This window comes from Gemmatimonadaceae bacterium, assembly GCA_035633115.1.
Classification (GTDB): domain Bacteria; phylum Gemmatimonadota; class Gemmatimonadetes; order Gemmatimonadales; family Gemmatimonadaceae; genus UBA4720.
Map to the genome: position 1 here is coordinate 37,048 of DASQFN010000079.1, position 26,183 is coordinate 63,230.

General features: G+C 62.8%; 24 protein-coding genes. 12 read left to right on the forward strand and 12 right to left on the reverse strand.

What is annotated here, in order from left to right; translation table 11 throughout:
* Positions 1-2: 2 nt before the first annotated feature.
* The 5 genes from VES88_09780 to VES88_09800 form a co-directional block, all read right to left on the reverse strand.
* The gene (locus tag VES88_09780; protein HYN81779.1) at positions 3-1,550 is read right to left on the reverse strand and encodes an ABC transporter substrate-binding protein; all 1,548 of its coding nucleotides are present in this window, start codon (positions 1,548-1,550) and stop codon (positions 3-5) included.
* Between the two features lie 201 nt (positions 1,551-1,751).
* On the reverse strand, positions 1,752-3,137 hold the full coding sequence (locus tag VES88_09785) for an ABC transporter substrate-binding protein (GenBank protein HYN81780.1): 1,386 nt from the start codon (positions 3,135-3,137) through the stop codon (positions 1,752-1,754).
* Positions 3,138-3,401: 264 nt separating this feature from the next.
* Positions 3,402-4,943 carry a peptide ABC transporter substrate-binding protein gene (locus VES88_09790; GenBank protein ID HYN81781.1) on the reverse strand — a complete coding sequence of 514 codons (1,542 nt, stop codon included), beginning with the start codon at positions 4,941-4,943 and terminating at the stop codon, positions 3,402-3,404.
* A gap of 309 nt (positions 4,944-5,252) precedes the next feature.
* Positions 5,253-6,368, reverse strand: coding sequence for an FAD-dependent oxidoreductase (locus VES88_09795; GenBank protein HYN81782.1), 1,116 nt, complete (start codon positions 6,366-6,368; stop codon positions 5,253-5,255).
* Positions 6,369-6,501: 133 nt separating this feature from the next.
* A complete protein-coding gene (locus VES88_09800) occupies positions 6,502-7,995 on the reverse strand; it encodes an ABC transporter substrate-binding protein (protein HYN81783.1) in 1,494 nt (497 codons plus the stop codon).
* Positions 7,996-8,242: 247 nt separating this feature from the next.
* Between VES88_09800 and VES88_09805 the strand changes: the two genes are divergently transcribed.
* The 5 genes from VES88_09805 (at position 8,243) to VES88_09825 (ending at position 10,129) form a co-directional block, all read left to right on the forward strand.
* Positions 8,243-8,665 carry a tetratricopeptide repeat protein gene (locus tag VES88_09805; protein ID HYN81784.1) on the forward strand — a complete coding sequence of 141 codons (423 nt, stop codon included), beginning with the start codon at positions 8,243-8,245 and terminating at the stop codon, positions 8,663-8,665.
* A 168-nt stretch (positions 8,666-8,833) separates the two neighbouring features.
* Positions 8,834-8,989, forward strand: coding sequence for a hypothetical protein (locus tag VES88_09810; protein HYN81785.1), 156 nt, complete (start codon positions 8,834-8,836; stop codon positions 8,987-8,989).
* Positions 8,990-9,101: 112 nt separating this feature from the next.
* A complete protein-coding gene (locus VES88_09815) occupies positions 9,102-9,335 on the forward strand; it encodes a hypothetical protein (GenBank protein HYN81786.1) in 234 nt (77 codons plus the stop codon).
* On the forward strand, positions 9,332-9,538 hold the full coding sequence (locus VES88_09820; GenBank protein HYN81787.1) for a DUF2283 domain-containing protein: 207 nt from the start codon (positions 9,332-9,334) through the stop codon (positions 9,536-9,538). Before VES88_09815 ends, VES88_09820 begins: the two co-directional genes overlap by 4 nt.
* Before the next feature lie 144 nt (positions 9,539-9,682).
* Positions 9,683-10,129, forward strand: a complete 447-nt coding sequence (locus VES88_09825) for a hypothetical protein (GenBank protein HYN81788.1) — start codon at positions 9,683-9,685, stop codon at positions 10,127-10,129.
* 48 nt (positions 10,130-10,177) lie between these two features.
* Here the strand turns inward: VES88_09825 and VES88_09830 are convergent, their stop codons facing one another.
* Positions 10,178-11,491 carry an amidohydrolase gene (locus tag VES88_09830; protein ID HYN81789.1) on the reverse strand — a complete coding sequence of 438 codons (1,314 nt, stop codon included), beginning with the start codon at positions 11,489-11,491 and terminating at the stop codon, positions 10,178-10,180.
* 167 nt (positions 11,492-11,658) lie between these two features.
* Between VES88_09830 and VES88_09835 the strand changes: the two genes are divergently transcribed.
* From VES88_09835 to VES88_09850, 4 genes are all read left to right on the forward strand, one after another.
* Complete coding sequence (locus VES88_09835) at positions 11,659-12,840, forward strand: serine hydrolase domain-containing protein (GenBank protein HYN81790.1); 1,182 nt, start codon at positions 11,659-11,661, stop codon at positions 12,838-12,840.
* Positions 12,841-12,993: 153 nt separating this feature from the next.
* Positions 12,994-13,284, forward strand: coding sequence for a hypothetical protein (locus VES88_09840; GenBank protein HYN81791.1), 291 nt, complete (start codon positions 12,994-12,996; stop codon positions 13,282-13,284).
* 73 nt (positions 13,285-13,357) lie between these two features.
* On the forward strand, positions 13,358-14,818 hold the full coding sequence (locus VES88_09845; protein HYN81792.1) for an Nramp family divalent metal transporter: 1,461 nt from the start codon (positions 13,358-13,360) through the stop codon (positions 14,816-14,818).
* 105 nt (positions 14,819-14,923) lie between these two features.
* Positions 14,924-15,256, forward strand: coding sequence for a multidrug efflux SMR transporter (locus VES88_09850; protein ID HYN81793.1), 333 nt, complete (start codon positions 14,924-14,926; stop codon positions 15,254-15,256).
* A gap of 1 nt (position 15,257) precedes the next feature.
* Here VES88_09850 and VES88_09855 read toward each other — a convergent pair whose 3' ends face one another.
* The 3 genes from VES88_09855 to VES88_09865 form a co-directional block, all read right to left on the reverse strand.
* Entirely contained in the window at positions 15,258-16,280 is a 1,023-nt protein-coding gene (locus VES88_09855) for a hypothetical protein (protein ID HYN81794.1), read from the reverse strand.
* Entirely contained in the window at positions 16,277-17,314 is a 1,038-nt protein-coding gene (locus tag VES88_09860; GenBank protein ID HYN81795.1) for a putative zinc-binding metallopeptidase, read from the reverse strand. The genes VES88_09855 and VES88_09860 overlap by 4 nt, the downstream gene beginning before the upstream one ends.
* A gap of 222 nt (positions 17,315-17,536) precedes the next feature.
* Positions 17,537-17,755: a hypothetical protein gene (locus tag VES88_09865; GenBank protein ID HYN81796.1), complete on the reverse strand. Its 219-nt coding sequence runs from the start codon at positions 17,753-17,755 to the stop codon at positions 17,537-17,539.
* A gap of 127 nt (positions 17,756-17,882) precedes the next feature.
* Between VES88_09865 and VES88_09870 the strand changes: the two genes are divergently transcribed.
* Positions 17,883-18,959, forward strand: a complete 1,077-nt coding sequence (locus tag VES88_09870; GenBank protein HYN81797.1) for an endonuclease — start codon at positions 17,883-17,885, stop codon at positions 18,957-18,959.
* 69 nt (positions 18,960-19,028) lie between these two features.
* On the opposite strand, the gene VES88_09875 is transcribed toward VES88_09870, so the two are convergent.
* Genes VES88_09875 through VES88_09885 form a run of 3 tightly spaced genes read right to left on the reverse strand, consistent with a single transcriptional unit; the run spans position 19,029 to position 25,083 of the window.
* Positions 19,029-22,274 carry a TonB-dependent receptor gene (locus VES88_09875; protein HYN81798.1) on the reverse strand — a complete coding sequence of 1,082 codons (3,246 nt, stop codon included), beginning with the start codon at positions 22,272-22,274 and terminating at the stop codon, positions 19,029-19,031.
* Between the two features lie 44 nt (positions 22,275-22,318).
* Positions 22,319-23,338, reverse strand: coding sequence for a hypothetical protein (locus VES88_09880; GenBank protein HYN81799.1), 1,020 nt, complete (start codon positions 23,336-23,338; stop codon positions 22,319-22,321).
* Positions 23,338-25,083, reverse strand: coding sequence for an SdrD B-like domain-containing protein (locus VES88_09885; GenBank protein ID HYN81800.1), 1,746 nt, complete (start codon positions 25,081-25,083; stop codon positions 23,338-23,340). Before VES88_09885 ends, VES88_09880 begins: the two co-directional genes overlap by 1 nt.
* 346 nt (positions 25,084-25,429) lie before the next feature.
* On the opposite strand from VES88_09885, the gene VES88_09890 reads away from it, so the two are divergent.
* Entirely contained in the window at positions 25,430-25,696 is a 267-nt protein-coding gene (locus VES88_09890; protein HYN81801.1) for a hypothetical protein, read from the forward strand.
* Complete coding sequence (locus VES88_09895) at positions 25,684-26,094, forward strand: type II toxin-antitoxin system VapC family toxin (GenBank protein ID HYN81802.1); 411 nt, start codon at positions 25,684-25,686, stop codon at positions 26,092-26,094. The genes VES88_09890 and VES88_09895 overlap by 13 nt, the downstream gene beginning before the upstream one ends.
* The last annotated feature ends 89 nt before the right edge of the window (positions 26,095-26,183 follow it).

Here is a 26,183-nt window from a genome sequence, read left to right on the forward strand (position 1 = left end):
CTTCATTTCTCGTCCTTGCCTGAACGCCCGCCGTCGAGCCAGAGCTCCCCCGCGTACCAGAGTGGGTCGTCACGATACGGGCTGCTCAGCCCGCGCACACGGCGGTGCACTAGAGTCGTTCGCACCAGCGGATATAAAAACGTGACGGGCAGCTCCGCCTGGAATATTGGCATGAGCTTGCGATAGAAGCTGTCGACTTGGGCAGGATTGAATGCCACAGAAGCTGATTCGAGCAGGGCAGCCGCCTGCGCGTTGCGATACCCGATGCGCGAACTGGATCCGAAGTAGTCGCGGTGACCGCCATCTCCCGCAGTGGAGTTGTTGACGACCCAGACAGCCGCATCGAAAGCTCCGTTCTTGACGCGCGCCGCAGCAGCATGCGCATCGAGTGTGGTGATTTCCATGTGGACACCCACCTCTTTCAGCTGCGACTGAATGAAGACGGCCGCGCGCGCGAAGCTCTGATCCGGCTGAACTATCGCGGTGAACCTGAACGCCCGCCCGTTGCGGTCGCGCACACCATCGCCATTACTGTCGCGCCAACCAACGCTGTCGAGGAGCGCGTTCGCGCGCTGGCGATCGGACGGCAGGCCCGCGAGAAACTCGCCGCGGTAGAACTGCTCGTGTGTGAAGAGCACGTCGAACGTCGGGACCGCGTCGGGAAGGTTGAGCGTCTGAAGCAACGCGCGACGGTCAACCGCCAGTGTCAACGCATGCCGTACCCCGCGCTCGGAAAAGAGGGGATTGCGATGATTCCAGATCACCGCCCGGATGTGATCCGGCTTCACGGATGTATATACACGAAACCGCTCGTCTCCCCGAAGCTTCAGCAGGTCTGCCTCCTGAATCCACGGGATCGCGTCAACGTTTCCGCTGAGAAGTTCAGTGACCACCGGCTCACCGAACTTGAGAACCAGCCGCCCGATTTTCGGTTTTCCGCGGATATAGTCCGGGTTCGCTTCGAACTCGATCATCGTCTTCGGCAAGTGACGAACGTAGCGGTAGGGTCCGTTCCCGATCGGATTTGTCCAGAAATCCCACTCGTAGTACTTGCCCGGATCGAGCTTCTCGAGCAGGTGCTTGGGATACATAGGATCGTAGTACATCCAGTATTCGCTAGGCTGCTGCCGGAATGTCACGACGAACGTGGTATCATCGAGCACGCGGACCGAATATGCGTTGGGGGCCTCGGCGCCGATTTCCGGGTTGGCCAGGAGCTCGAGCGAGAACTTGGCGTCGGCGGCGGTTACCTGACGGCCATCGTGCCAGCGGGCATCGCTACGCAGGCGCACCGTCCACGTGCGCCAATCAGCCGAGTGCTCCCACGACCGGGCGAGCCAGCCGTGCATCCTCCCATCCTGCCCGCGCTCGGTGAGCGGCAGGAAAACGAGAAATTGCGCCGGGACGTAGAACGCCCAGCTCCGCTCGTCTACCGGATACAGGACTGTCAGAGTGCCGGGGTTCTGATCCTGGCGGTCGCTCCCCCTGCAACCCGTGATGAGCAGAGTCCCGGCAAGCGCGGCGCGGAGGATTCGGCATACGGCGTTCATCGAGAGTTAGTGTAAGAGGGTGAGAGACACTGGTGCACATCGAGGAAGCTCACCAGCCCCAGCGAGTCAGTCGTGCGATTGGCACCGCCTGATTCATGTGGCTCGCCCCCAGCATTCCGCACCATGGTCTCGCTCATGGATGCTCCGCATTTGAACGAAGGTGCTGTGCCGAGCCGGCCACCAGGCGCACGTGGTTTCTTTTCATTTCTCCACCCACAGATCCTCCATGTACGTGTCGGGCGCGGCGTGAAACGGCGTGCTCAAACCGTGGACTCGCCGGTGGACGAACCAGGGTCTCGAGGCTGGGATCAGTCGAACCATTGGAGGATCAGCTCGGAACATTTCCGAGATCTCCCGATAAATCCGGTCCTCCTCGTCCGGATTAGCCGTCTGCTGGAGACGGTCGAGCAGCTCGAATGCCTGAACGTTCGCGTACCCGAGCGGGTTGTTTCTCCCGAAATCTCTGCGCAATGCGCCTGATTGCTGGATATACATCCACGCCTCGAAATCACCTGCGCGTAGCTTCTGCCACATCACTGACGAATCGAATAGCCGAATTTCCATCTCAACCCCAACGCGTCGCAACTGCGCCTGGACGTACACGGCCAGTTGCGGGAGGCCACGTTCGCTTCCTACGCTGGCACTAAAGCGGAAAGGGCGTCCGTCCTTGTCCAGGATGCCATCACCGTCATGGTCACCCCAACCCGCAGCGCCGAGCAGGGTCCGCGCCTGCGCTGTGTCGTATGGAAGCGGCTTCGGCCACTCGCTCCGGCGGAATTGCCTGCCCGTAAGCACCGCGTCCGTGATGGGTGCATCGGACGGGAGGTTCATGAAGCGCACCAGCTCGAGGCGATCAATCGCAAGAGCGAGAGCCCGCCGCACGCGAGGATCTCGAAAGAGCGGATGATCGGCCTTCCAGTAGATGGGGGAGGCGCCCAGGCCCACACTATTATAGATGCGGAAGCGCGGATCGCTCGCGATGCGCGGAATCTGACCTGGCTCCCCCCGCGCCATGTCCACGTTCCCGCTCAACAGCTCAGTCAGGCCCGCCTCGCCAACGAACTTCAGGATCACGCGCTGAATTCGCGGCTTCGTTTTGTAATAGCCAGAATTCGCCTCGAACTCGATCAGTCTCTCGGGCAGGTAGCGGACGAACCGAAAGGGTCCGTTCCCCACCGGGTGCGTCCAGAAGTCCCACTCCCAGAACTTGCGCGGGTCGAGTGACGCCAGTAGGTGCTCAGGGTAGTAGACGAGGTCGTCGATGTAGTACGGTTTCGCCGCCCGGATGCGCACCGTTGAGTCGTCGACGATCGTCGCGTTGAGTCCGGTGTACTCCGCGACGGCTGGATGTGCGAGCAGATCCAGCGTGAACTTGACGTCCCGGGCGGTGACGGGTTTGCCGTCGTCCCATCTGACGTCTGTGCGCAAGTGGAAAGTCAGCTCCTTCCAGTCCTGCGAATGTTCCCAGTTCCGGGCCAGCCGGCCCTCGAGTTCGCCGTTCTCGTTCAACGTCGCGAGTGGAAGGAACGTGAGGAAATCCAGGTCCCACGCGTCGGGTTTCATGACGCTCGCGTCCGGGACAGCCATCACTACAGTCGCACCCCGTTCAAGCGCTGGGTCGCGTGCGTCGCGACGACAGCTGGCAGGCGCAACGGCTGCGAGCAAAAGCAGCGCGTGGGCAATTGGGGCTAAGAGGGTCTTTTGCTTTCGGCCAATCACGCGCCTGCGGATCGGTTCAAGCGATACCATCCGCTGCACGTTCATTGCTGGCTGCCGTCCTCCGCCCACAGGTCCTCCAGGAACATGACCAGGTCAGTGCCCGCGACGAATACTCGCCTCCACGGTTCGCGGCTATCGCGAAGTCGATCGCTCCAGCCACAGGTGCTCCATCCACACCGTCGGCTCCGCCCGGTAGGGACTGCTGAGGCCGCGGACCCGCCGTCGTGCCGCGGCGTGCATCACGCCCGGATACAGGAATGTCATCGGTACGTCCGCCTGAAAGATGGGCATCAGGCTCCGATAGATCGCGTCCAGCGAATCCGGATGAAGAGTCCTGCCCGCCGTCTCGAGTAGTTCCCGCACGCGAGGGTTACGATACCCGATCGGCGAGCCGAGACCGAACATCTTGAGCTGGCCGAAATTCCCGCTCAGCTCGTTATCGAACGTGCGAATCGCCGCGTCGAACTCGCCCGCGCGAATCCGTCGTCTGACAAGATTGAGGTCCAGACGATCGATGTCGATTCGGGCGCCGATGCGCCGCAGCGCGGCCTGCACGAAGATTGCCTCCGGCTCCTCCTCCGTTGAGACAAGGAGCTTGATGGAGAGCTGCATACCGTCCCGCTGGCGGACGCCATCACCGTCCGTATCCGTCCATCCGGCGGCGTCGAGCAGCTCCACGGCTCGGGCAGGGTCGTACGGGAGCGGCTCGAGAAGCTCGCCGCGCCGAAACTGCCGCGCCGTGGAGAGGACATCTGCGATTGGAAGATTTTGCGGGAGATCGAGAACGCCCAGCAGCTCGCGCCGGTTTATCGCCAGCGTGAACGCACGACGCACCCGCGGATCCTTGAGAGCCGGATGCTTTTGGTTCCATGCGATAGCGCGGAGCTGCGCGCCATAAACCTCGTGGTATGCCGCGAATCGTGGATCTCTGGATACCTTGAGCTTTTCGGTGGAGCTCAGGTACACGGCCGCGTCCACCTCACCGCTCAGCAGGTCCGTAACTCCGGTGTTGCTCGTAAGCTTCAGGATTACCCGCTGGATTCTCGGCTTGTCGCCGAAATAGCTGGAATCCGCCTCAAGCTCCACAAAGGTCTTGGGGACATGCTTCACGTAGCGATAAGGTCCGTTGCCGACGGGGTGCGTCCAAAACTCCCACTGCGCAAACTCCTTGGGCGGCAACTTTTCCAGCAGGTGCTTGGGGTAATAGACTCTCCAGGTGCTGAGCGGGTCGGCGAGACTCGCTCCATAGGTGACGGTGTAAGTGCTGTCATTCAGCACCTCGAGAGTGGCGGAGCCGGGCGGATCCCAAAGCACGTCGGGATGCGCGAAAAGATCGTGCGTGAACTTCACGTCGTGCGCGGTCACCGTCACGCCGTCGTGCCAGCGGACGTCCGTGCGCAGGTGGATCGTCCAGGTGCGATAGTCCGGCGAGTGTTTCCAACGCCGGGCGAGACGGCCCTGCAATTCGCCCCGCTCGTCTAAAGCGACGAGCGGCAGGAACACGAGGAACTTGGCGGGCATCTCCCAATACGGTCCGAACACCCGCTCGTCGCCGGGATATGACACCGTGATAGTCGATGACCCTCGCTCCTGGTCGCGCGCGCAGCCGAGCCCGGCCAGCAGCAGAGAGCACGCCAGCAGCAGGGGCCAAGCGAGTCGCGGCGCGGGGCTCACCGCGTGCTGTCGTTTCGGTGTCACAAAAGATTCTTCTGGAAAGGGGATTGCCACCGACGGCTCCTGAGTCTCGATGAACAGGAAAGCGTCGTAGCTGCTACCCCATCTGGACCGATCAACGGAATGCTGAATGGGTCGGGCCAGAACCCGAATGAGTGGGGGCCTCGGCCGCAGCCACTTTGTATTTCTTCGGATCTACCTTGCCAGGTTCCTGTGAGTTCAGGAGTGAGACCGCCAACGACGACAACATCGTAACGAACACAAATGGCCTCATCTTTCGCTCCGACTTACAAGCACTCGACCGGCCCCTTACTTCATCCGATTGAAGAAATCCATATGGCTTGCCATGACGCCGCGCATCGCGTCCTGATTTGGTTCGAGCGTCCAGACATTCGGTTCGCTTGTGCCGCCGAGCAGAACGCCGTCCTTCCGGGACACCATGTCGCCGGCGATGTCCGCGATGTAGTCAACCTCAGGCTGGGGTGGGAGGACCGTGAGTTGCCCCTTCCGTGGATTCAGTTCCTGATCGTTGAACAGCGATCGTGCCCCGAGGCCCGTACAGTTCATAAGCACCGGTTCCGGCAGGGCAAGCAGCGATCGGAGATCGGGAAACTCGCGGACGACGATTCGTCCTCCGGCAAGCTGGAAATCCCGCATCAGCGCGTTCAGGAAGATCGGGGGCTCAATCAGAAGAGTCAGCCACCGGAGCACCCCCGCCGCGGGGAACGGATGGTCTTCGGGTCCTAGCTCCTGGAGATCCACATACAGATCCCGAAACGGATCGTTCTTGAGGCGTGCGAGGCGGGCGGCTCCGCCGTCGGAGTAGTTCTCGCGCCAATGCACACCGTAGTCATCGCCGACAAGGTTCTGGAAGTACCGGTGCGAAAAACGGGCGGCGCCTGCATACCGCTCTCTGTAGTCAGACGGCGCCGTGGGCGGGAGGCCAACGGGGCCCCACGTGGCCAGCGCCACGTTGGAGGTGGTGTCCGGTGGCAGATCTTTGGCGTAGATGGTCACGTCATAGCCCCGCCGCTGAAGGAGGCGGGCAGTTGTGAGACCAACGACCCCGCATCCAATTACCGCAAAGCGCGTATTGAGCGTCCTCGACGCTTCTTCTACGGCGAGGTGAGCCGTCCCCCACGACAATGTCACACCGCGGCTGTCATGGCCGTAGTTGTGGATCACTGTTTTGGCGTCGAACTTCTCGCCCTTGACCAGAAACCCGCCCGCTCGCGCCGGCCGCAGACCGACGACGGTCCGGATGACGCGATCCCATGAGACGTTGACTCTCGCGAGCGTTCTCTGGATTCGCATGCCGCGCACGCGAGAGAAGCGGGGCGCACAGGATGATCCGAGCGTGGCGCCCAAGGTGGCGAGACCAACCGTCTTGAGGAGAGTCCGCCGGTTCATAGTTGATCCGCTCATAGGTTCTCTCTAGTGATGTTAGGCCGAAATCCACGAAGATCCAAAGATGAACATGTCTACGCGACAAGTTCGCCGAGTCGTTATGAACTCGCCGTCCCCTCGGCGCAAGTGGCGCAGCCCGCGTCGCGCAGGCTCAGTTCTCTACCCACAGATCCTCCATGCGCATCGCGGGCGAGACATGAAACGGGGTGTTCAGACCGCGGATTCGCCGATGGACGAACCAGGCGGTCGAAACTTGGATCAGCCGTACCATCGGAGGGTCAGCCCGAAATGTTTCCGAAATCTTGTCGGAGACCCGGTCCGCCTCGTCCGGGTCAGCCGTGTGCTCCAATCGTTCGATCAGGTCGAATGCCTCTTCGTTCGCGTACCTGAGCGGGTTGCCTCTCCCGAAATCTTTGCGCAATGCCCAGGGATAGTGAAGATGCATCCACGCCTCGAAATCGCCGGCGCCCAGCTTACCCCACATGATTGCGGCATCGTGCAACTGGATATCCATCTGCACGCCGACTCGCCGCAATTGCGCCTGGACGTAGACGGCCATCTTTTCGATGCCGGGTCCGCTTTCTACGCTGGCGGTAAAGCGGAACGGGCGTCCGTCCTTGTCGAGGATTCCGTCGCCATCGCGGTCCACCCAACCCGCAGCCTCGAGCAGCGTCCGCGCGAAAGCCGTGTCGTATGCCAGCGGCTCTGGCCAGTCGCGGCGGCGTAACTGCCTCCGCCTAACGATCGCGTCTATGATCAGCGCGTCGGGCGGTAGGTTCATCACACGCAGCAGCTCGCTACGGTCCAGGGCGTGCGTGAGAGCGAGCCGCACGCGCGGGTCACGGAAGAGCGGATGGTCGGCCTTCCAATAAATAGGAATCGCGGGCGAATTCAGTACACGATGGATACTGAAGCGCGCGTCGTTCGCGATGAGCGGGACCTGACTGTCCTCGCCCCTCGCCATGTCTACGTTTCCACTCAGCAATTCCGTCAGACCCGCCTCGCCAACGAACTTGAGGATAAGGCGTTGAATGCGTGGCTTGCCCTTGTAATAACCTGGATTGGCCTCGAACTCGATCAGTCTCCCGGGCAGGTAACGAACGAAGCGGAAGGGTCCGTTCCCCACGGGGTGCGTCCAGAAGTCCCACTCCCAGAACTTGCGTCGATCGAGCGACTTGAGCAGGTGCTCCGGGTAGTAGACGATGTCGTCGATGTAGTCCGGTCTCGGCGCGCCGATCCGTACCGTCGAGTCGTCGACGATCGTCGCGCTGTATCCGGTATACTCATCGTCGTACTGCGCGACCAGATCAACCGTGAACTTGACGTCCCGGGCGGTGACGGGTTCCCCGTCGTCCCATCTAACGTCGGTCCGCAGATGGTACGTCAACTCCTTGAAGTCGGTGGAAGGTTCCCAGCTTCGCGCCAGCCGGCCCTCGAGCTCGCCGTGCTCATTGAGCGTCGCGAGCGGAAGAAACATGAGGAAATCCAGATTCTGCCACTGGTCCGGCTGCAAGGCGCCCGCGTCCGGGACCGCCATGACTACTGTTGTGCCGCGGTTGAGCCCCGGATCGCGCGCCTCGCGACACGCGCCCGCAACAAGCAACGCAATGAGCGACGGAAGCAGCGCTGAACGGACGGTGGTCATCGACGCACTGTCTCATCTCCGGCTAGGGGTGCCGCGTGTGCTCCATCGGATCAGGAAAATCGCAATGAAAATATGGCCCGGTGAGCACTCTCCAGTCCACCGTTACGGGCGCGGGTCACTCCGACCGTTGCGCAATTCCGTAGATGAGTCTACACGATACGTGATCTGCGCATCGAGGCCGGGGCCGTTCATGTTCTGGGAGAAGCAAATTCGCTAAGCGGCAATTACACGGCAGCGATCGCGGCGAATGAGCGGCTTCTGGCGGTCAGTCGGGAGCTGCATGGACACGTCGCAGATCGCCCTCGCCTTCAATCAGCTTGCGATCGACTTCAGACACGTTGGACGCTTCGACGATGCCACCCGCGTGCTTGAACAGGCGCTTGCCATCAATCGGAGCAGGAAGAGCGAGGTCGGGATTGCACAGGGCCTTTACAACCTCTCGAACGTTGTCGCATCCACCGGAGATCTCGAGCGCGCGATTCAGCTTCGTGAGGAATCACTCGGCCACGCCGACCGGATCGGGGAGCGCCGGGGCCAGTCGCTCATCCTCACGTCACTCGGCGCCGCACAGCTGCAGATCGGGAATCGAGAGGCGGCGAGGCCGTACCTGGTGAGGGCTCTCGCTCTCGGCCCGCTGATTCATGCAGGAGTTCTACGACACGCTTCGTGACGGACGTCAGCCCGCACGCGCGCTACTGGAGGTACGTCAAAGGTACCTGGAGCGGGATGCAGGCGGGCATCCCTCGCGATGGGCTGCATTTGTGCTGGTGGGGGCGGTGCAACAGTAGACAACGTCCTGCGCGACTTACTCTGACGTTGCACAGTCATACACTGCGCAATGATTCCTGGCGCTAACGCAATGATTCCTGGCGCGACGACTCTTCCAACGCTTGCCACTGAGCGCCTCGAGCTCCGCTGGCTCGTACCCAGCGACCTGATTGGTTTTCGCGGGTGGGAATACGAGTTCTTCGAGTTTCGCATTCGGCAGGCCTAACATACGTTGCTGCGGACAAGCACTCTATTGAAGCTCGCTTCGCTCGCAACTATTTAGATGTGCTTGCAGCAGAACTTGAACGTTATCTAGCCGTAACTACCTGCGTATTGTATTGAAGACAACAGGATACTTCGAGCACGTTCGCAGGCGCCCCGATCGGGCTCGCATCCTCGACAAGTGGATCGAGCTAGCGATTAGCCAGCCGGTTGCCGAGAAGGTCCAATCCGATGGTCGTGTGCAGCGCTGGACATTCATCGCGTCGGAGGGGCGTTATCTTAGGATTGTATTGCTGGAGGATCGCGAGACCGTTCACAACGCATTCTTCGACCGCGGGTTCCGACCATGAATGTCAAGTACTTCAAGGACACAGATACAGCTCTGCTCGAGTTCTCAGATCAACCCGTGGACGAAACGCGGGAGATTTCGGAGAACGTGTATGTGGATCTGGACAAACAGGGGAACCTGGTCAGCATGACCATCGAACACGCCGCACGTCGGGCCTCCCTCCCGCACGTGAGTGTCGAAGAGATCGACGCGAGCGCCGTATAACGCCGGGCGTTAGACGGCGATGAGCCTCGGCCATGTTCAACGGCGATCAAGAACGCCTTCCGAGCCGACGTGTTGATTGCGCGAGGCGGACTCACCGTACTCTAGGGAATCATGGCCGCTGAATACACCTTATCGGACTGGTGAATGAGCCGACCGGGCTTGGTCGTGCAGTCGCTCGCTCGGCCATACAAGGTTACCATCCCGATGGTCGTGCTGGTGGGGATGGTCCCGTTTTACATCTTCATCGCCGGGCCAGCCCCGGGGCGGACGCAGCACGTTCCCGGGGTGGCGATCGGCGGCCTGCGTCCCAACGGCACCGTGATGGCGGGCGGCGGTGTCCGCGAGAAAAACGTGCGCAGTCTCTTGTCAGTCTCCGGGGTGCGAGAGGTTCACGTTCGACTCACTCGTCTGACACAGGGCGGACAACCGCCGGCTCGTCGTGACCTGAGTATCCGCAGGCCTTTGCCCAAAGACGAGGGAGCGTGGGAAGAGACGGACGAGCGGCGTGTGCGAAGCTTCGTCAGAACCGTGGCCGCCATATCCGAGCCCAGCCACGGCATGACCGCGGGTGAGTCAAGTCGCGACGCCTAGCGATCGCTGAAGCTGATCCAGCATCTCTTTATCTAGACATCAAGCAGTTCAGGCGGCCGACGTGGCGCCGACTCGCTTCAGCAATTCACGAACGGTAGCAGCGGCCTGCTCGACGACCTCACGCTCATCACATACCTCTACCACGCCGGCATGCATCATCACTCGGCCGTCGCATATCGTCGTATGCACGCACGCCGCGTTCGCGGCGTAAACCAGCTGCGACACGGGATCGTGCAGCGGCTGCGTCGCAGGCCCTGAGAAATCCACGAGAATGAGGTCCGCTGGAGCGCCAACCTCGATGCGACCGGAACCTAGGCGAAATACCTCCGCGGGCGTCGTCGTCGCCATCGCGAGCGCTTCCGCCGCCGACAGCGCAACGGCGCTGCGCTCTCTGTGCTTCTGCAGCAGCGCAGCGAGCTTCATCGCTTCGATCATGCTGAGCGTATTGTTCGATGCCGCGCCGTCGGTGCCGAGGCAGACACGCACACCCGCGGCGCGCGCTGCAGCCAGCGGGAAGATGCCGCCCGTAGCGAGCTTCAGATTCGCAGCCGGGTTCGTCACAAGCGACGCCCCGGCTGCGCCGAGGAGTGAGAGCTCGTCGTCGTCGAGGAACTGCCCGTGCGCCGCGACCAGCCGCGGCCCGATGAGACCTGACCGCTCGAGCAGCATTGTCGGCCGGCAGCCGTGGAGGCGGAGACAGTTCTCGACTTCGTCCTCGGTCTCCGAGAGATGGATGTGCACGAGCAGGTCGTGCTCGGTGGCGATCTCGCTCACCCATCTGAGATCGTCAGGTGTCACGGTGTAGACTGAGTGCGGCGCGGCGCACAGCCTGACGCGACCACTCTCGCTCGCAGGCGCTTCCCTCGCCAGTCGCTCGAGTGCCGCCTTCTGCCGCGTCACCATCTCCGCGTCCCCCGCGTCGATGATGGTCTGCCCGATCAGCGCGCGCACTCCCAGCTCCTCCGCCGCTCGCACGAGTGCCGGCCGATGCCAGTACATCTCGTTGAAGAACGTCGTCCCCCCGCGGATCATCTCGACGATGCCGAGTCGCGCGCCGGCGTAAACGTCCTCCTCGGTGAGCTGCGCCTCTGCCGGCCAGATACGCGTGCGCAGCCAATCCATCAGCGGCATGTCGTCCCCGTAACCGCGGAACAACACCATTGCCACGTGGGTGTGTCCGTTTCGGAAGGACGGGAACGCGTGCAGCCCCTGAGCGTCAATCACCCGAGCATCGTTTTTTTCACCACTTCGCCCGGTATCGGGAGTTCGCGCATGCGGACGAATCGATTCGATCCGCCCGTCGCTTATGGTGACGTCGTGCGCCTTGCCATTCAGGACGGCCGCGCGTATTTCCAGGTTCAAATTGCCTCGCTTCCTATTTCGAATTGAGAGTGCATTTGCGGACTGTCTCTCCAACCCGAGGTGACAAGCAAAATCGGGATGCGGCCTTCCACAAGCGTTGTAAACGTGCTCGAAGCCTGACTGTAGCGCTTAGCCCGCCATCGCTATCCGGAGAAACTATGCGCTCTATGTCGATAATCGCAGGACTCGTGACGTGCGCACTCCCGACGAGGGCACCTCCCGTCGCCGCTCAGAGCGCGGAGATCGCGCGTCTGATTGCAAAGATCGAAGCGCCGCAAGTGCCCAACCGGCAGGGCTACGACGCATTCACACTTGCGGAGCTGATGCAACGCGCGCGCGTGCCGGGAGTGAGCATCGCCGTCATCAAGGACTACCGGATCCACTGGGCGAAGGGTTACGGCGTCGCTGACGTCGAGACCGGTCGGCTCATTGACACGGGCACCGTGTTTCAGGCGGCGTCGATCAGCAAGCCGGTGTTCGCGATGACGGTGGTGAAGCTCGCACAGGATGGGAAGGTGTCGCTGGATGGTGATGTAAACGCCCTGCTCAAGTCGTGGCGCGTCCCGACGAGCGAGCACACGCGCGGACAGGTCGTAACGTTGCGCTCGCTGCTCAGTCACACTTCGGGCGCCGACGACGGATTCGGATTTCCCGGCTACAATCCCGACGAGCCGCGTCCTACGCTCGTGCAGATTCTGAACGGAGAAAAGCCGTCGAATGTCGGCCCGGTGACGTTCGCGCGCTCGCCGTATTCCGGCGCCAAGTATTCCGGTGGCGCCTTTACGGTCGCGCAGCTCGCAATCGTGGAGTTCATCGGGCGTCCGCTCGCTGATTTCACGCACGAGCTGCTCCTCGGGGCAATCGGCATGTCGCGCAGCTCATTCGAACAGCCGATCTCCGAAACGCTCGCTGCGAATGCGGCAAGCGCACACAATGGCGCGGGACGCCGGAATGTCGCGCCCTGGCACATCTATCCCGAGCAGGCGGCAGCGGGACTGTGGACCACGCCGGGCGATCTCGCGCGCTTCGCAATTGAGGTGCAACGCGCGATTCGCGGACCGAAGGGCGCAATACTGACGCAGACGTCAGCGCGCGAGATGCTAATGCCGATCGGAACCGGAGGATACGCTGTCGGGCTAGGGATCGCTCAGCGCGGCCAGGGCTGGTACTTCAGCCATGGCGGTTCCAACTGGGGCTTCCAGTGCCTCCTTGTCGCGCACGTCAGAAAGGGCTACGGCGTAGTGATCATGACAAACGGTGACGGCGGCGGTCAGTTACTCAGCGAGATCGAGGGACGCGTCGCCGCCGCGTACGGCTGGGATACGCTCGACAAGTCCATCCCTCGCTGAACCCGGCCAACGTCTTTCTGGCCACGAATCAGCCCCCGGAGCTAGAAGTTCGCTCATGACGAGCATTGTATTGGTGCCGGGCGACTATCTCTTTGGCGACATGCACGCTGGAGTACGTAAGTGAAATCGACTGCGAACCCTTTGTGAGGCTTCATGAGCATTGCTCCCACTACAGGCGGTCGAAGTCCCGCGAGCCGGCTCCGCATTTGGGTCGGCATCGTACTCCTTATGCTTGGGCTGATCGGCCATCTGTACGCGGCGCACGCCATGGGCGGAAGTACAGTGGCCTACACCCATCACGTGTTCGGCTTCTTCCTGATTCTCGTCCTGACGGGCGCCATCATCGCGGCCCTAGGGTGGCGCTTCTGGCGATCCCGCCCTGACATCACGGTGATGGCGGTTGGCGCGGTGCAGGCGCTCTTCGGTCTACTCGTGGCCGTCTAACCCACGCCCATCACAGGGCGCGGTTTGCCTCTTCGTTGAATCCTTCATCATTCCGCTCGCCCAGGGAGACACGGTGAACATCGAAGCCAGGTCAGGTCTCGACCCTTGGAAAAAAGCCGAGCTGCCCGAGCCGCCGATGCCCAGTGGGCTGGGCTGGCTCGGAGTCGTCGGCCCCGGCGTCATCGTACTCGGCGCAGCGATCGGCGGCGGCGAATTTCTGCTCGGTCCAGCCGTTTTCGTTCGCTACGGTTTCTCCCTCCTCTGGATCACGGCGGTCGCAGTATTCCTCCAGACCGTGTTCAACACCGAGCTGATGCGCTACACACTCGCCACCGGCGAGCCGGTATTCACCGGGTTCATGCGCACGCGCCCGTCGGCAACACTCTGGGGCTGGGTGTACGCGTTCCTCTTCATCCTCCAGCTCGGGTGGCCCGCATGGGCCGCGAACGCAGCGGCGGCCGCCTTCTTCCTTTTCACGAAGCGCCTGCCTGAAGCGGCCGATGCCAACGCGGTTTACCTCATTGGCGTCGGCACTTTCCTCGCGTGCGTAGCGATTCTTCTTTTCGGCCGCCGCATCGAGCGGACACTCGAGCTCCTGAACGCAATCCTCATTGTCTGCATCCTCGGCAGCTTTGTTGTGCTGGCAGTGATCTTCGTGCCGCTGACGATCTGGATTGCCGGTGCTGCAGGTTATGCAGGGTTCAGTGTGGAGCAGCGCGCGTTCGATTTTCTCCCGCAGAACGCTGACTTCTTCCTCCTCGGCGCGCTCGCGGCATACTCGGGTGCCGGCGGAGTTGCGAATGTCGTGTTATCCAACTGGGCGCGCGACCGCGGATACGGGATGGGACAACGCACCGGCTTCATCCCTGCCGCCGTCGGCGGCGAGAAGGGACATGTCGCACCCACCGGATTCATTTTCACGCCTGATGCCGAGTCCATGAAACGGTGGCGCGGCTGGTGGAACGTTGTGCGCGCGGACCAGTGGGGAGTCTTCTTCGTCGGCGCCATTCTCGGCATGCTGCTTCCAGCGCTTCTCTACGTGAACTTCCTCCCCGCTGGAAGCGACATTCGCGGACTTGGGATAGCCGCAGCACTCGCCAATGCGATCGGCGCCCAGGCCGGACCATTGCTCGCCGGATTCATCGCGTTCCTCGGTGTGTGGCTGCTTTTCAAATCACAGCTCGACCTGCTCGAGGCGACGGTGCGAGTTGTCACTGACCTGGTCTGGACCGGAAGCTCGCGTGCACGGAGCTGGCGTGGCGGCGACGTGCGTGCGCTCTACTATACGGTACTCGTCATCGTTGTTATCTGGGGCATGATTGCACTCCGCCTCGCCCAGCCGATCGTGCTGTTACAGCTCGGAGCCAACATTGCCGGAGCGACGTTCGTCATTGCCGCTGCGCACCTGCTCTACATCAACACACGATTGCTGCCCGAGGAGCTGCGTCCTCCCGTATGGCGACGCGCGTGTCTCGTAGGGATGATGTTGTTCTACTCTTTCTTCGCGGTGCTGTCGGCACGCACCCTGTTCTAGCTGAGTGCGGGCTTAGTGGACGGTCATCCGCGCTGGCGGTTGGGTCGGCCACAGCACAAAATCATGCAGGGCAGCCGACGGTCTCCACACATGATGAGCGACCTCATGAGAAACTGGGTTTACCTGGCAATAACTATCTTTGGCGAGGTGGTTGCGACATCTGCTCTGAAGTCCAGCGACGGATTCACCAAGCCTCTTCCGTCGGCTGTCGTTGTCGTTGGTTACGGCCTCGCTTTCTACTTCCTGTCTCTGGCGCTGAAATCGATTCCAGTAGGTGTCGCTTATGCGATCTGGGCGGGGGTTGGAATCGTGCTCGTCGCGACCATTGCCTGGATATTCCACGGACAGAAGCTCGACGTATGGGCCGTTGTTGGAATCGGCTTGATCATCAGTGGTGTCGCAGTCCTCAACCTGCTTTCAAGGACCAAGAGTCACTGATCTACTGCGCGCCGGCGCCCCGCCTTACCCCCAGGCTCAAGATCCTCGAAACGAGATCGCCGTACGTCATGCCCACCAACGCGGCCGCCGACGCGATCTCCTCGCCGTCGGAGATGTCAGGATTGGGGTTCGCGTCGAGAAAGTACGGCACGTTGGAAGCGCTCAACCGGAAGTCGATTCGCGCGTAGCCGTCCAGCTCGAGCGTGCGGTAGATGCGCTTCGCGAGGCGCGCGATCCGCTCCTTCACCTCCGGCTCCATCCCCTCGGCCGCCGCGAGCGCGATGCCGCGCTTCGCCTGATAGGCGAGATCGTGCTTGACCTTCGCGGTCGCGATGAGTGCAGCGTTTGCCGGCATGTTCTCGAAGACCAGCTCGATCGGCGGTAGCGCGACAAGCCGGTCGTTTCCGATTACGCCGACGTAGATCTCCCGCCCTTCAATGAAGCGTTCCGCGATGGCATCCGTGCCGATGCTCTCGTGCACGAAGTCCACGCGTTCCGCGAGCCGTTCGTCGTCTTCGACCAGCGACGCCTGCGCGATCCCGTACGACGCGTGCTCAAGGAGACTCTTCACGATCAGCGGAAACTCGAGCTTCCGCGGACGGCGCGTGCGGCGTCCTCGCGGAATGACGAGGAAATCCGGGACCGGAATGCGATGGTACGCGAGCAGTTTTTTGGAGAGCGACTTGCTGCGCGCGAGAATGAGCCCGCGCGGATTGCAGCCGGTGTACGGCACGCGCAGCAGCTCGAGCAGGCTCACCACGTTCTGATCGAAGAGCATGTTGCTGTGAAACTCCTCGAGCAGGTTGAACACCACGTGTGGCTTGAGCTCCTCGACCGCATCGCGAATCGGAAGGAATTCGTCCTGAACGCCGAGCACGCGTTCCTGATGCCCAAGTCGCCGAAGACATTGCACGATATCAAATTCCGCTTTGAGCGCGAGCGCCTCCTGCGGCGTGAGCCCCTCCAGCGAATCCGGTGGAACGTGGTCGGGGTGCACGAGCACAAGAACGCGCAGCTTTTTCACAGCGCGATCCAGTCCCGGCGCGCTTCGGTGTACAGGAAGTGCATCGTCTTCACCGTGAGGAGAACGGCGAAATCCATCCGGAGCTGGCGATCGCCACCGACTGCGCGCAATCGAAGCTCGCGCGAGCGGCGAAGCATCTGCCCCAGCACCACGTCGAGTGTGAATTCGTATTCGCCGGTCCACTTTGCGACCATTCGCCGGATCTCCGTGCGATTGCGTCGCAGAAAAGTTGACGCGCGCGGCTGGTTGCGGTGTGCCGGCGAGTCGGAGAAGATGCGACGAAGATCGCGATCGTAGATGTCCGGGAGCTCTTCGGTGTATTTCGCCTTACGCTCGGCGTAGTGCTGCGCGAGCGTCTTGGTGATTGTGCTGACGGGCTCCATTCGTTTTCGGGTGGCGATGAGCGGCGGCGTGTCCGCTATCTCATCCATCAGCTCGTCCACGTACTCGAGCTTTCTGAGGGCGGGCCAGCCGGCATAGCGTTTACGCCATTCGCCGCGCGACGACCGGAGCCACACGGCGAACGTCTCGGCGAAGTCCTCGTCCGGATGGCTCTGAGCGTACCAAAGTCGCAAGTGCTGTACGTATCGCTTGCTCGCGGGATTCGGCCGGTAGTACTCGGGGTAGCGTTTGGATGACTTACCGAAGAGACGCTGCCAGGCGCGGCGCCGCTGGAGCTGGTAGCCGTGTTGAATCGCGTGTCCCGTCTCGTGGCGAATGATGCGTGTGAACTCGTCACGGGTGCCGCCTTCGACGTCGAGCATCTGACTGCGTTCCAGCCGAATGAGACGGGGATGTGCGAGGTAAAACGGGATGGCGAAGCCTGGCACGCCCTGCGGCGAGAACCACTCCTCGGAGAGCCAGATGTGCGGGCTGAGGCGGAAGCCGCGGCGCTCGAGGGTCTCGTAGAGCGCATCGATGCGCGGCTCGAGCCACGTCCCCTCGATAGTGAGGCCGAGGTCCTTGACGCGGAGCTGAAGCAATCGATCGATGGACCAGGTGGTCCAGGGGAATCGTCGGTTCGTTGGGGACATTCCCGCAAAGGTGAAGAGGCTGGGCCAGCGTAACGGCGAGCGCGGCAGCCATCACGCTTGCTGCGAATATGCGTCGGGGGGCGGGGGTGACGCGATGGCGGGGGGCGAAATGCTTAAGCGGCGTTCATTGATGCGGTCCGGGCCTACCGGCCGAGTACGATCAAATCTTCGTGTGCCGCTGACGTTGTAGCGACAAGAATACGCTCGCCGGTAGACAGGTGTCTAATAAGACAGTGTGACCGAACAAGCGCCGTCGATCGAGCGGGCGTAGAGATCGTCGGGATCCAAGGATACCGGGATGCGTCCGGTGATCCATCCGGCGCCGCGAAGCAGCGACTCGATCCAGACGATCACCGCACCTTCCCTGCCGCTGGTCGAGTCCATCGCCATCAGTTGTTCCGCCAGCAGGCCGGCGTTGGTCGGTATGTTGCTCGGTGGCATGGGGAAAAGGTCGCACGCGACCGGTCCGGGTAGAGGGGCGGCGCGCGGGTGACCAGATTTCCGGTAAGTCTTCGACTTCGGATTGCCGATGCCGCGTTCTTTCCTGGCTTATCTTGCTGTTTCTTCGATGGTGCTCGGCCTCACCGCATGCGGTGACGGACCGGTAGCACCCATCTCCTTGCCGCTTACAGGCACCTTCAGCGGAATCGTCGCCCCTCAAGGGTTCGACGACGTCGGCTTTGTTGCCGGACGTACGGGCGCAACCATCGTCAAGGTCTGCGGCGTGATCGGCTCCGAGATCAACGTGGCCGTGGGCGCCGCGTCGGCGACGTCGGAGTCGAATTGCGAGCGGCTGGTCTTCGCCGCAACGGCCGGCACATCCTACACCATCCGCGTTACGGCGGTGAGCGGCGGCGGCGCCTACAACGGCTGCTGGAGCACCGCCCTCGCCGAGTGCACCGTGATCGCCCCGACCTCAGGCGCCGCGGCCTGTGATGCCGCCGGGTACTATGGGCCAGCCGCCGGCAAGACAGGAATCGACCTGTTGCGCTCGCTGCGCGACATCGTTACCACCAATTACAATCTCGGTTATCTGACGACGCCCAACGCGCGCGATTCCCTCTACGCGTTCGTCGACGATCCGGACGGCGACGACCAGATCACGGACGTTTACACCGGACGGACGGCCTTCGTCAACAGCCGATCGACGGCGGCGGCGGCCAACTTCAACACCGAGCATGCCTGGCCGCAGAGCCGCGGCGCCGACATCGACTTTGCCGCGGGCGCGGATCTCAACATCCTCTTCACAGCCGACGCCACCTCGAACGAGAAGCGATCGAACATCCCCTACGGCATCGTCACGCGGAACGTCCAATGGACCGGCGGCATCGGCGCCGAAGTCAGCCGCCTCGGCGCCGATGCCCAGGGCCGAACGGTGTTCGAGCCCCGGCCGTCCAAACGCGGCGACGTGGCGCGAGCGATCTTCTACTTCTACACGCGGTACCACGACGCGCCGACACCCACGTTCTCGTTGGCGAACTTCAACGTTGAGGAAGCCACGCTGATGCAGTGGTCGGCGGCCGATCCGCCGGATAACTTCGAGCGTGCCCGCAACGCGATGATCTGCCGCGCTCAGGGCAATCGCAATCCTTACGTGGACCATCCGGAATATCTCCCGGCTGCCGGAGACTTTCCGAACAACTGACGGCGCGGCCCCATCTGGTCCGGATGCGACGAGGGCTCCCTCTGCGGGGGCCCTCGTCTCAAATGCGAATCAGAACGAGTATCGCAGTCCCAGTTGTGTCGAGAACTGCAGCAGCAGATTGGCGCCCAGCGCCCTCTTGTCGCCGAAGTTCGTCGGCACGGTGTATAGAATGTTGCCCGAGGCCGGATCGTACCGCTGCGGCAACAGCAGACTGCGGTTAGCCGCGCTGATGGCGTGGTACTGTCCCCATGTCGACTTGAGACCGTTCAGAACATTGAACATGTCGACGTAGAGCTGAAGCGACTGCCCGCGCGTCGTCTCGATGCGTTTGCGCAGACTTACGTCGAGACGGTTGAACCACGGCTGCTTGCACGTGTTGCGCGGAATGATCTGGCCGACGTGGTTGCCGATGCACTCGTTGTTCGCCAGAAAGTCGGCGTACCGCGCCCGGTTCGCGGCGACGATCGAATCGGCCGTGCTGCCCGTCGCCGTGCCCGTGCTGACCGGCAGATCCTCGGGGCGGAAGATGAACGGACGGTCGTTGAAGCGCTCGCCGTCGCCGTTGAGATCACCACCCTGCTCCGGGCCCCACGGCGTGCCGCTCTGTATGCGCCAGATGGAGCTCATCTGGAATCCCCACGGCAGCGTTTTCGACCCCGACAGCACCACGGTATGGTTACGAACGAAATCCGCCGGACCCCATGCCGCGCGTTCGTCGCCCGGCTCGCCGATGAAGTTCGGCCCCAGTGCGCCGATGCGCGGAGTGCGGTACCCCTCGTTCGACGTGCAGCAATAGAACGACGAGTTGTCGTACGCCCGGGTGAAGGTGTACGAGCCGCGGAGATCGATGTCCGACAGCAGCCGCTGCTGCACCTCGAACGTCGCTGACGTCGCCCGCGCGACGCCGTCGGGATAGTTCATGTAGACGTTGGAGAAGTCGGTGTTCCGCAGCCGGTCCGATCCGGCTCCCTGAGACGGGTTGAAGGAGCCCGCCGGCACAAACACCTGGCGCCCGTCTTCCGAATCGAGCGTGAACTGCGTTTCGCGCAGGTTGAGGTTGCGCACCGTGTACAACTTTCGCGTCGTCGAGTAGAGGACATCGAGCGATGCACGTGTTCCGTTCCCAATCCGACGCTCGTAGCCGGCGTTGAACTTCCACGTTTCGGGCAGCTCGAAGCTGCTGTTCCAGAACGAGTACTCCGGCACTCCGGTCAGCGACGAACTGCCGAAGCATGACGACGGGTTCTCCGCGCCGCTGGTGGACCATGTCCGGTACTGGCCTGGATCCGGCGGCGCTGTCCCCTCACCTTCAGCGAACGAGCCGCGGCAGTCGATCACCAGAAGCGGTTGCTCAGTGATCGCCACATTGCCGCCCATCACGTACGGTACGCGGCCGTAAAACAGTCCCGCGCCGCCTCGGACGACGCTCGACCCGTCCCCGTCCAAGTCATAGACCATCGAGAGACGGGGTGACACGTTGTTGTTGTCCACCGGCGCGATGCCCGTCTCCACGCCGAACGCGCGCTCGACGTCGATCACCCGTCCCGGGCGGTCCGCGTAACGCTCGACGTCGTACCGCACGCCAAGCAACGTCGTCAGCTTCGACGTCATCTGCCACTGATCCTGCGCGTACACCGAATACTCCTGCGCGGCGAAGGTCGCCGTCGGCGCGGTGCCGTTCTGCCGAACGTTCCGGTTGAACGTCGCCGGGATGCCGGCCGCGAAATCGTTGAGGCTCGCGAACGTGTACGTGCCGGAGCCGTTCAGCCAGAACCGGTTTTCGATGTTCGCGAAGATGTTGTTCGTGCCGAGCTTGAAGATGTGGTCGCCACGCGGAATCGTGAGGTTGTCGATCAGCTGGACCTTCCGCTCGCTGAGAAAGTTGTCGAACGAGAGGAAGGCGCCCCCGTAGGTGAAGTCGCTGAATCCGGAGGGTTTGACGGTTAGCGTCGGCTTCAGGTCGTTGCCGACGCGCGGGCGGTCTTCCCACGAATACTGCGCGCGCAGCGTGTTGAACACCTGCGAGCTGAGGGCGCTCGTGAGCTCGCCGACCAGCGAGTTCGAGCGGTCCTTGAAGGCCTCGGCTCGCGACAGCCCCCCGCGAATGACGCCCGAGAACGTCTCGTTGGCGGCGTTGTGATTTGCGAAATTGTTGCGCACCGACAGCCGATGCTGGTCGTTGATTGTCCAGTCGACTCGCCCGAACAGCGTGATGACGTCGTTGCTCGTCGTGAACCGGTTGAACGAGGCCGCGGCGTTCGGCACGCCATAGACGGTATCGAGGATCGAGAAGAACCGCTCGAGCTGCCGCGCCTCGGACGTGTCCGAGACGGTGGCCGGCGTGATCGGCTGGAAAGGCTCATCGCGCTGTTGGCCGTCGAGCGACATCATGAAGTGAAGCTTGTTGGTGATAATCGGACCTTCCAACGCCGCCGAATACTGCACGGCCTTGAAATCGTTCGGTGTCTCGCCGTTGAATCCCTTCGCCGTCAGCTGCTTGCCGCGGTAGTTGATGTAACCCGTTCCCTTGAGCGTGTTGGTGCCGCTCTTGGTCACGACGTTGACGACGCCGCCGGAATAGTTGCCATACTCGACGTCGAAGCCATTGGTGACGACCTGGAATTCCTTGATGGACTCCAGCGAGAACACGAACGGAATGCGGCTACCGCCACGGTTCTCGCCGAAGAACTGGTTGTTGGCGTCCACGCCATCGACCTGAACGTTGGTCTGCGACGGACGAGCGCCGGCGATGGAGAACTGGCCGCCCGTCGTCACTTCCGGGAGCGGACTGACCAAGCCGGACAGGCTGATAAAATCGGTGAAGTCGCGACCGAGCGTCGGAAGATCCTCGATCTCCTTCTGCGAGACCGTCGTGGAGACGCCGCCCTGCGTTGTGCTGATTTGCCCCACGGCCGCGGTGATCTCGACCCGGCCGAGCTGCACCGCCGCCGCCTGCAGGAGGAAACGCAACGGCGTGGTCGATCCCACCGTCACCCGCACATTCGCCGCCTCGGCGGGCGCATAGCCGATCCTGCGCGCGCGGACCGTGTAGACTCCGGGCGGCAGGAGCATCAGCGAATAAATGCCGTCGGTGCCGCTGACCGCGTTGCGAACAAACCCCGTCTGGGAATTCGTTGCGGTGACCTGGGCGCCGGCGACGGGCGGGCCCGACGCAGTGAGCACCTGGCCGCGGATGGCGCCGGCCGTGGTGCCAGCCTGGGCGAAGGCCGTCGACGCCGTCAGGGACATCGACGTGCAGACCGCGGCTACCGTGGCGGCGAGCCACGTCACGCGCGTGAAACGGAAGAGTCGCATCGAAAGGGAAATCGTGAGGGGGCGATGTGTCGAGGATCGGCTGATCACGTACATGGGACCGCCACGATATCCGAAGCGCCGCGGGGCTTCAGCTGAACGGCGTTGTCGAAGATGCCCGCGACCCCGGTGATGTCATAGCACTTGCCGGCCTGGAACGTCGTGGTCGGAACCGTCCCGGCGACATTTCCGTCGAGCCGCACGAGCGACGGGCCGCTGCCGTCGTCGATCGACGCGTTGCCGCTCGCGAACGCGCCGACCGTCACCCGGCGCACCGTGATCAGCTGGCCGATGTTCGAGCTCGTCGGCGTCAGCGCGGCGAGCACCTTCGTGCTGCGCACGACGGCCGCCGGCACGCCGACACCCTTTTTCACGTTCGGCGCGATGCGCGGGCTCACAATCTGGCCCTCGGTACGGAAAGGGGAAAACGTGCCGCTCACCTCGATGCTGTCGCCCGCCGCGAGCGCGGGAGAACTCGCCGGCAGCCCGAACACCTGCACACCGCCCGAGGCGTCCTGCATGTAAAGGTTGTCTGAGCGGAAGGTACCGGGCGGCGCCGTCACGATTCCGGCGATGGTCACCGCCGCGCCCGTGGCGGCCCGCAGCGCCTGCGAGATGGGAATGACGCATCCGAGCTTCGCGTTCAGCGTGACATACGCCAGCTCGTTGATGTAGATCGACACCGGCTGCGGACTGAGACAGAGCTTGAGTTGATCCGTGCCTCTGATGAGCTGATCACTGGCGACGACGATGTCGTGCGTGCCGAGCGGCAGGTCGGTGAATGTGAACGAGCCGGACGCGTCAGTCTGCGTCGTGGCGAGGACGGTCGACGTGCCCCGCTCCTGCACCGTGACGGTCTTGCCGGCGAACGCCACATCGCCACCGACCGGCGTGTACATGCCATTGTTGTCGGCGTCGAAGAACAGGCGGCCGGCCCCCGCGCCCCTACCAATGGGCTCGAACGGCAGGCCAATCTCGTTGGCACACGCCGCGACGACCGCGATGAGCGCTGTGGACAACGCGACGGCCGGCGCCAGGCGACGGAAATGAGAGAGACAGGTCTGCATTATGGGGTGACGTCCGTGGCGAAGCGCGGCTTGACCTGCGCCGTGCCGTTGAACTGGGTGAGAACGCCGGTGACGGTGTACGTCGAGCCGACGGTAAATGAGCTTCGAGTGAGACCGGTATTCGCCGCGCCGACGCGGATCTGCACGGTCTGTCCATCGGCCGCGGTTCCAACCACGGTGAACGAGGCTCCGGTACCCGCAGGCACGCTGGTGATCGTGACCCGAAGCTGCACGAGCTGACCCTCGTTCGTCAGCGCGTTGAACTGCGTTCCGGTGACGGCGACCCGCGCCGGAGCCGCGCCGGCCGCCCTGAAAGTTACTGTCGGGGTCGAGATCTGACGCTGACCGCTGAACAGGCTGATTGTCCCGGAGACGTCGACGAGGTCACCGAGGGCGAGGGTGCTCGACGACAGCACCGTGAACACCGCGATGCCGCCCGTGACGTCCTGTACCCATATCTCCGAGTTCACTCCGCCACTTCCCGACGTCAGGATATTCGGAGGCACAGTGATGTTGCCGGTCACGCTGACCGGGGTTCCATTCGGCACCGCGCGGGCAGACGCGATGGTGATCGGACCCCGCACGTCGCCCGGAGCCCGCGGCTTCAGCTGCGCCGTCCCGTTGAACTCCGAGAGAATCCCGGTGATGGTGTACGCGCTGCCAACCGTGAAGCTCGACCGGCTGAGACCCGTGGCGGTTCCCACCACGCGGATCTGCAGCGTGTCATTCGCCGCGTTTACACCTCTCACGGTGAAGGCCGCCCCGGTGCCCGTCGGCACGTCAACGATCCGGACCTCAGGGACACTGACGAGTAGACCCTCGTTGGCGCCGAGCGCTTTCGCCTGCACGAGCGTGATCGTTTTCGGCGTGACCGGCGTTCCCGCTACAATGAATCTCACCCTCGGGCTGGACGCGATCTGCTCCTGTCCGGTAAAGGAGCCGAGCGTGCCGGACACTTCGACGCTGTCACCGAGGGCCAAGGTACTGGTGGACGGTACCGTGAAGACCGCGATGCCGCCCGTGGCGTCCTGCACCCAGATCTCGCTGTTCACGCCACCCGACCCGGAGGTGAACGTGTTGGGCGCAACGGTCAACTTTCCTACAACGGTGACGCCGGACCCAGTGGTGCGGGCGCGTGCGGTCGCGATCGGGATCACCAGCGATCCCGTGAAGATGCCGTTGGTCGTCAATGTCGCTTGCGGCGCGACAGTGATCGACCGGGATGCTCCTGAGACGCCGTAATCGATCGTCGTCGGTTTCTCGAACACCAGCGTGTAGTCACCCGGCGCAATCCGCGCGAAGGTGTACGCCCCGTTGGCGTCGGCAGTCGTGGAATCGACTGTCGTCGCGCCCTTCTTCAACAGGACATAGAGGCCCGCGCCCGGCGTGTCGACACCCGCGTCGTAGCTGCCATTGGTGTTGTCGTCGCGGAAGATCCGGCCGGTGACCGAACCGGGGAAAAAGGCAAAGCGGACATCGACGGTGTCGGCGCCGCCCGAGAACGCGATGACCACCGTCACCGCCGGCGATGAGGTCAGCACCGCACCCGAGATACTGCCGGCCGGCTGCACGACGTAGCTGCCGGGATCGAGCGGCTCGAAGGTGGCGCGACCGGAGGCATCGGTGGTGGCGGATGCCACCTCGCTGCCGCCAAGGCCTGGCAGCAAGCTGATGGACATGCCCGCGAGAGCGCTATCGGAAGCTGTGAGAGTACCGGATGCATCCCTGTCGATGTAGGCCTGCACCGTAACCGAACCGGGGGTGCCCCTGGGCGCGGCGGGTTCCCAACAGGCCGCAAGGAGCGCGGCGAACAGGGTCCAGCCGTATCGGGAAACGCGGACACTGACCATAAGAAACGGCGCCGGTGAAGGTAAAGTGCCGCGTAGTGTGGTAGCCGGTTGGCGAACACTCGCGGTCCGCACAAATGTGGCTGCGGGTTGCCTGGCAGTCAATCGACCGCTCCGCAGCGTAGCTCCCGTTACCGCACGGTAGGCGGTGCGGACAGTTGTGAGGAGCTCGGCTCCGATCGGGGTAGGAATCGTCCACCGCGACACATTTGCGTAATTTGCAGAATTTGCGTAAATTGCAGAAATGGAACACCGTATCCCCGCCTCCCTCCTGGTGCGACGGCTCGCTGACGTGTTGAATCGCGTTCGCTACGGCGGTGATACGTTTATCGTTGAACGCCATCACGTAACCGTCGCGCGCATCGGGCCCGCTGGCGATGCCGCCCGCGCTCCGCTCCAGGATGCCGCGCGTGCGTGGATGGAGTCCGGTGCAAGCGATTCTTCGTTTGCAGAGGACCTCGAGCGAGTAAGCGCCGCCGATCGACCACCGCGCAATCCATGGGACTCGTAGTCGACACGAGCGCGCTCATCGCCCTCGAACGGACTGGTACGACATGGAATCGGGCACTCGGCCGCCATGCCAAGGAACCCGTCGCCTTACCGGCTGTAGTCTACGGCGAGCTTCTTGTCGGAGTCGCGCTGGCCGGTAATCGCAAACGCGCCGCCAGTCGCCGACAGCGTATCGATGCACTCGTTGCGGTCACCGGAATCGTAGAATTTGACGCGGCTATCGCTGAACAGTGGGCGGAACTGTTTGCGCTCCTCAGCCGACGCGGTCGATTGATCCCCTCAAATGATCTCGCCGTGGCGGCAACCGCACGCCACCTCGGATTTGGCGTGCTAGTCGGACCCGGAGATGAACGGCACTTCCGCGAAGTTCCTAATCTGTCGGTGGTGCAGGTCGGATAGGATGCGGAAGATGGTCATCGCTCAGCGCAAGGACCTCCGGCTTTGGTGACCTACTCGCCGCTGCTCCCGCTCGCATTCCTTTTGTTCAG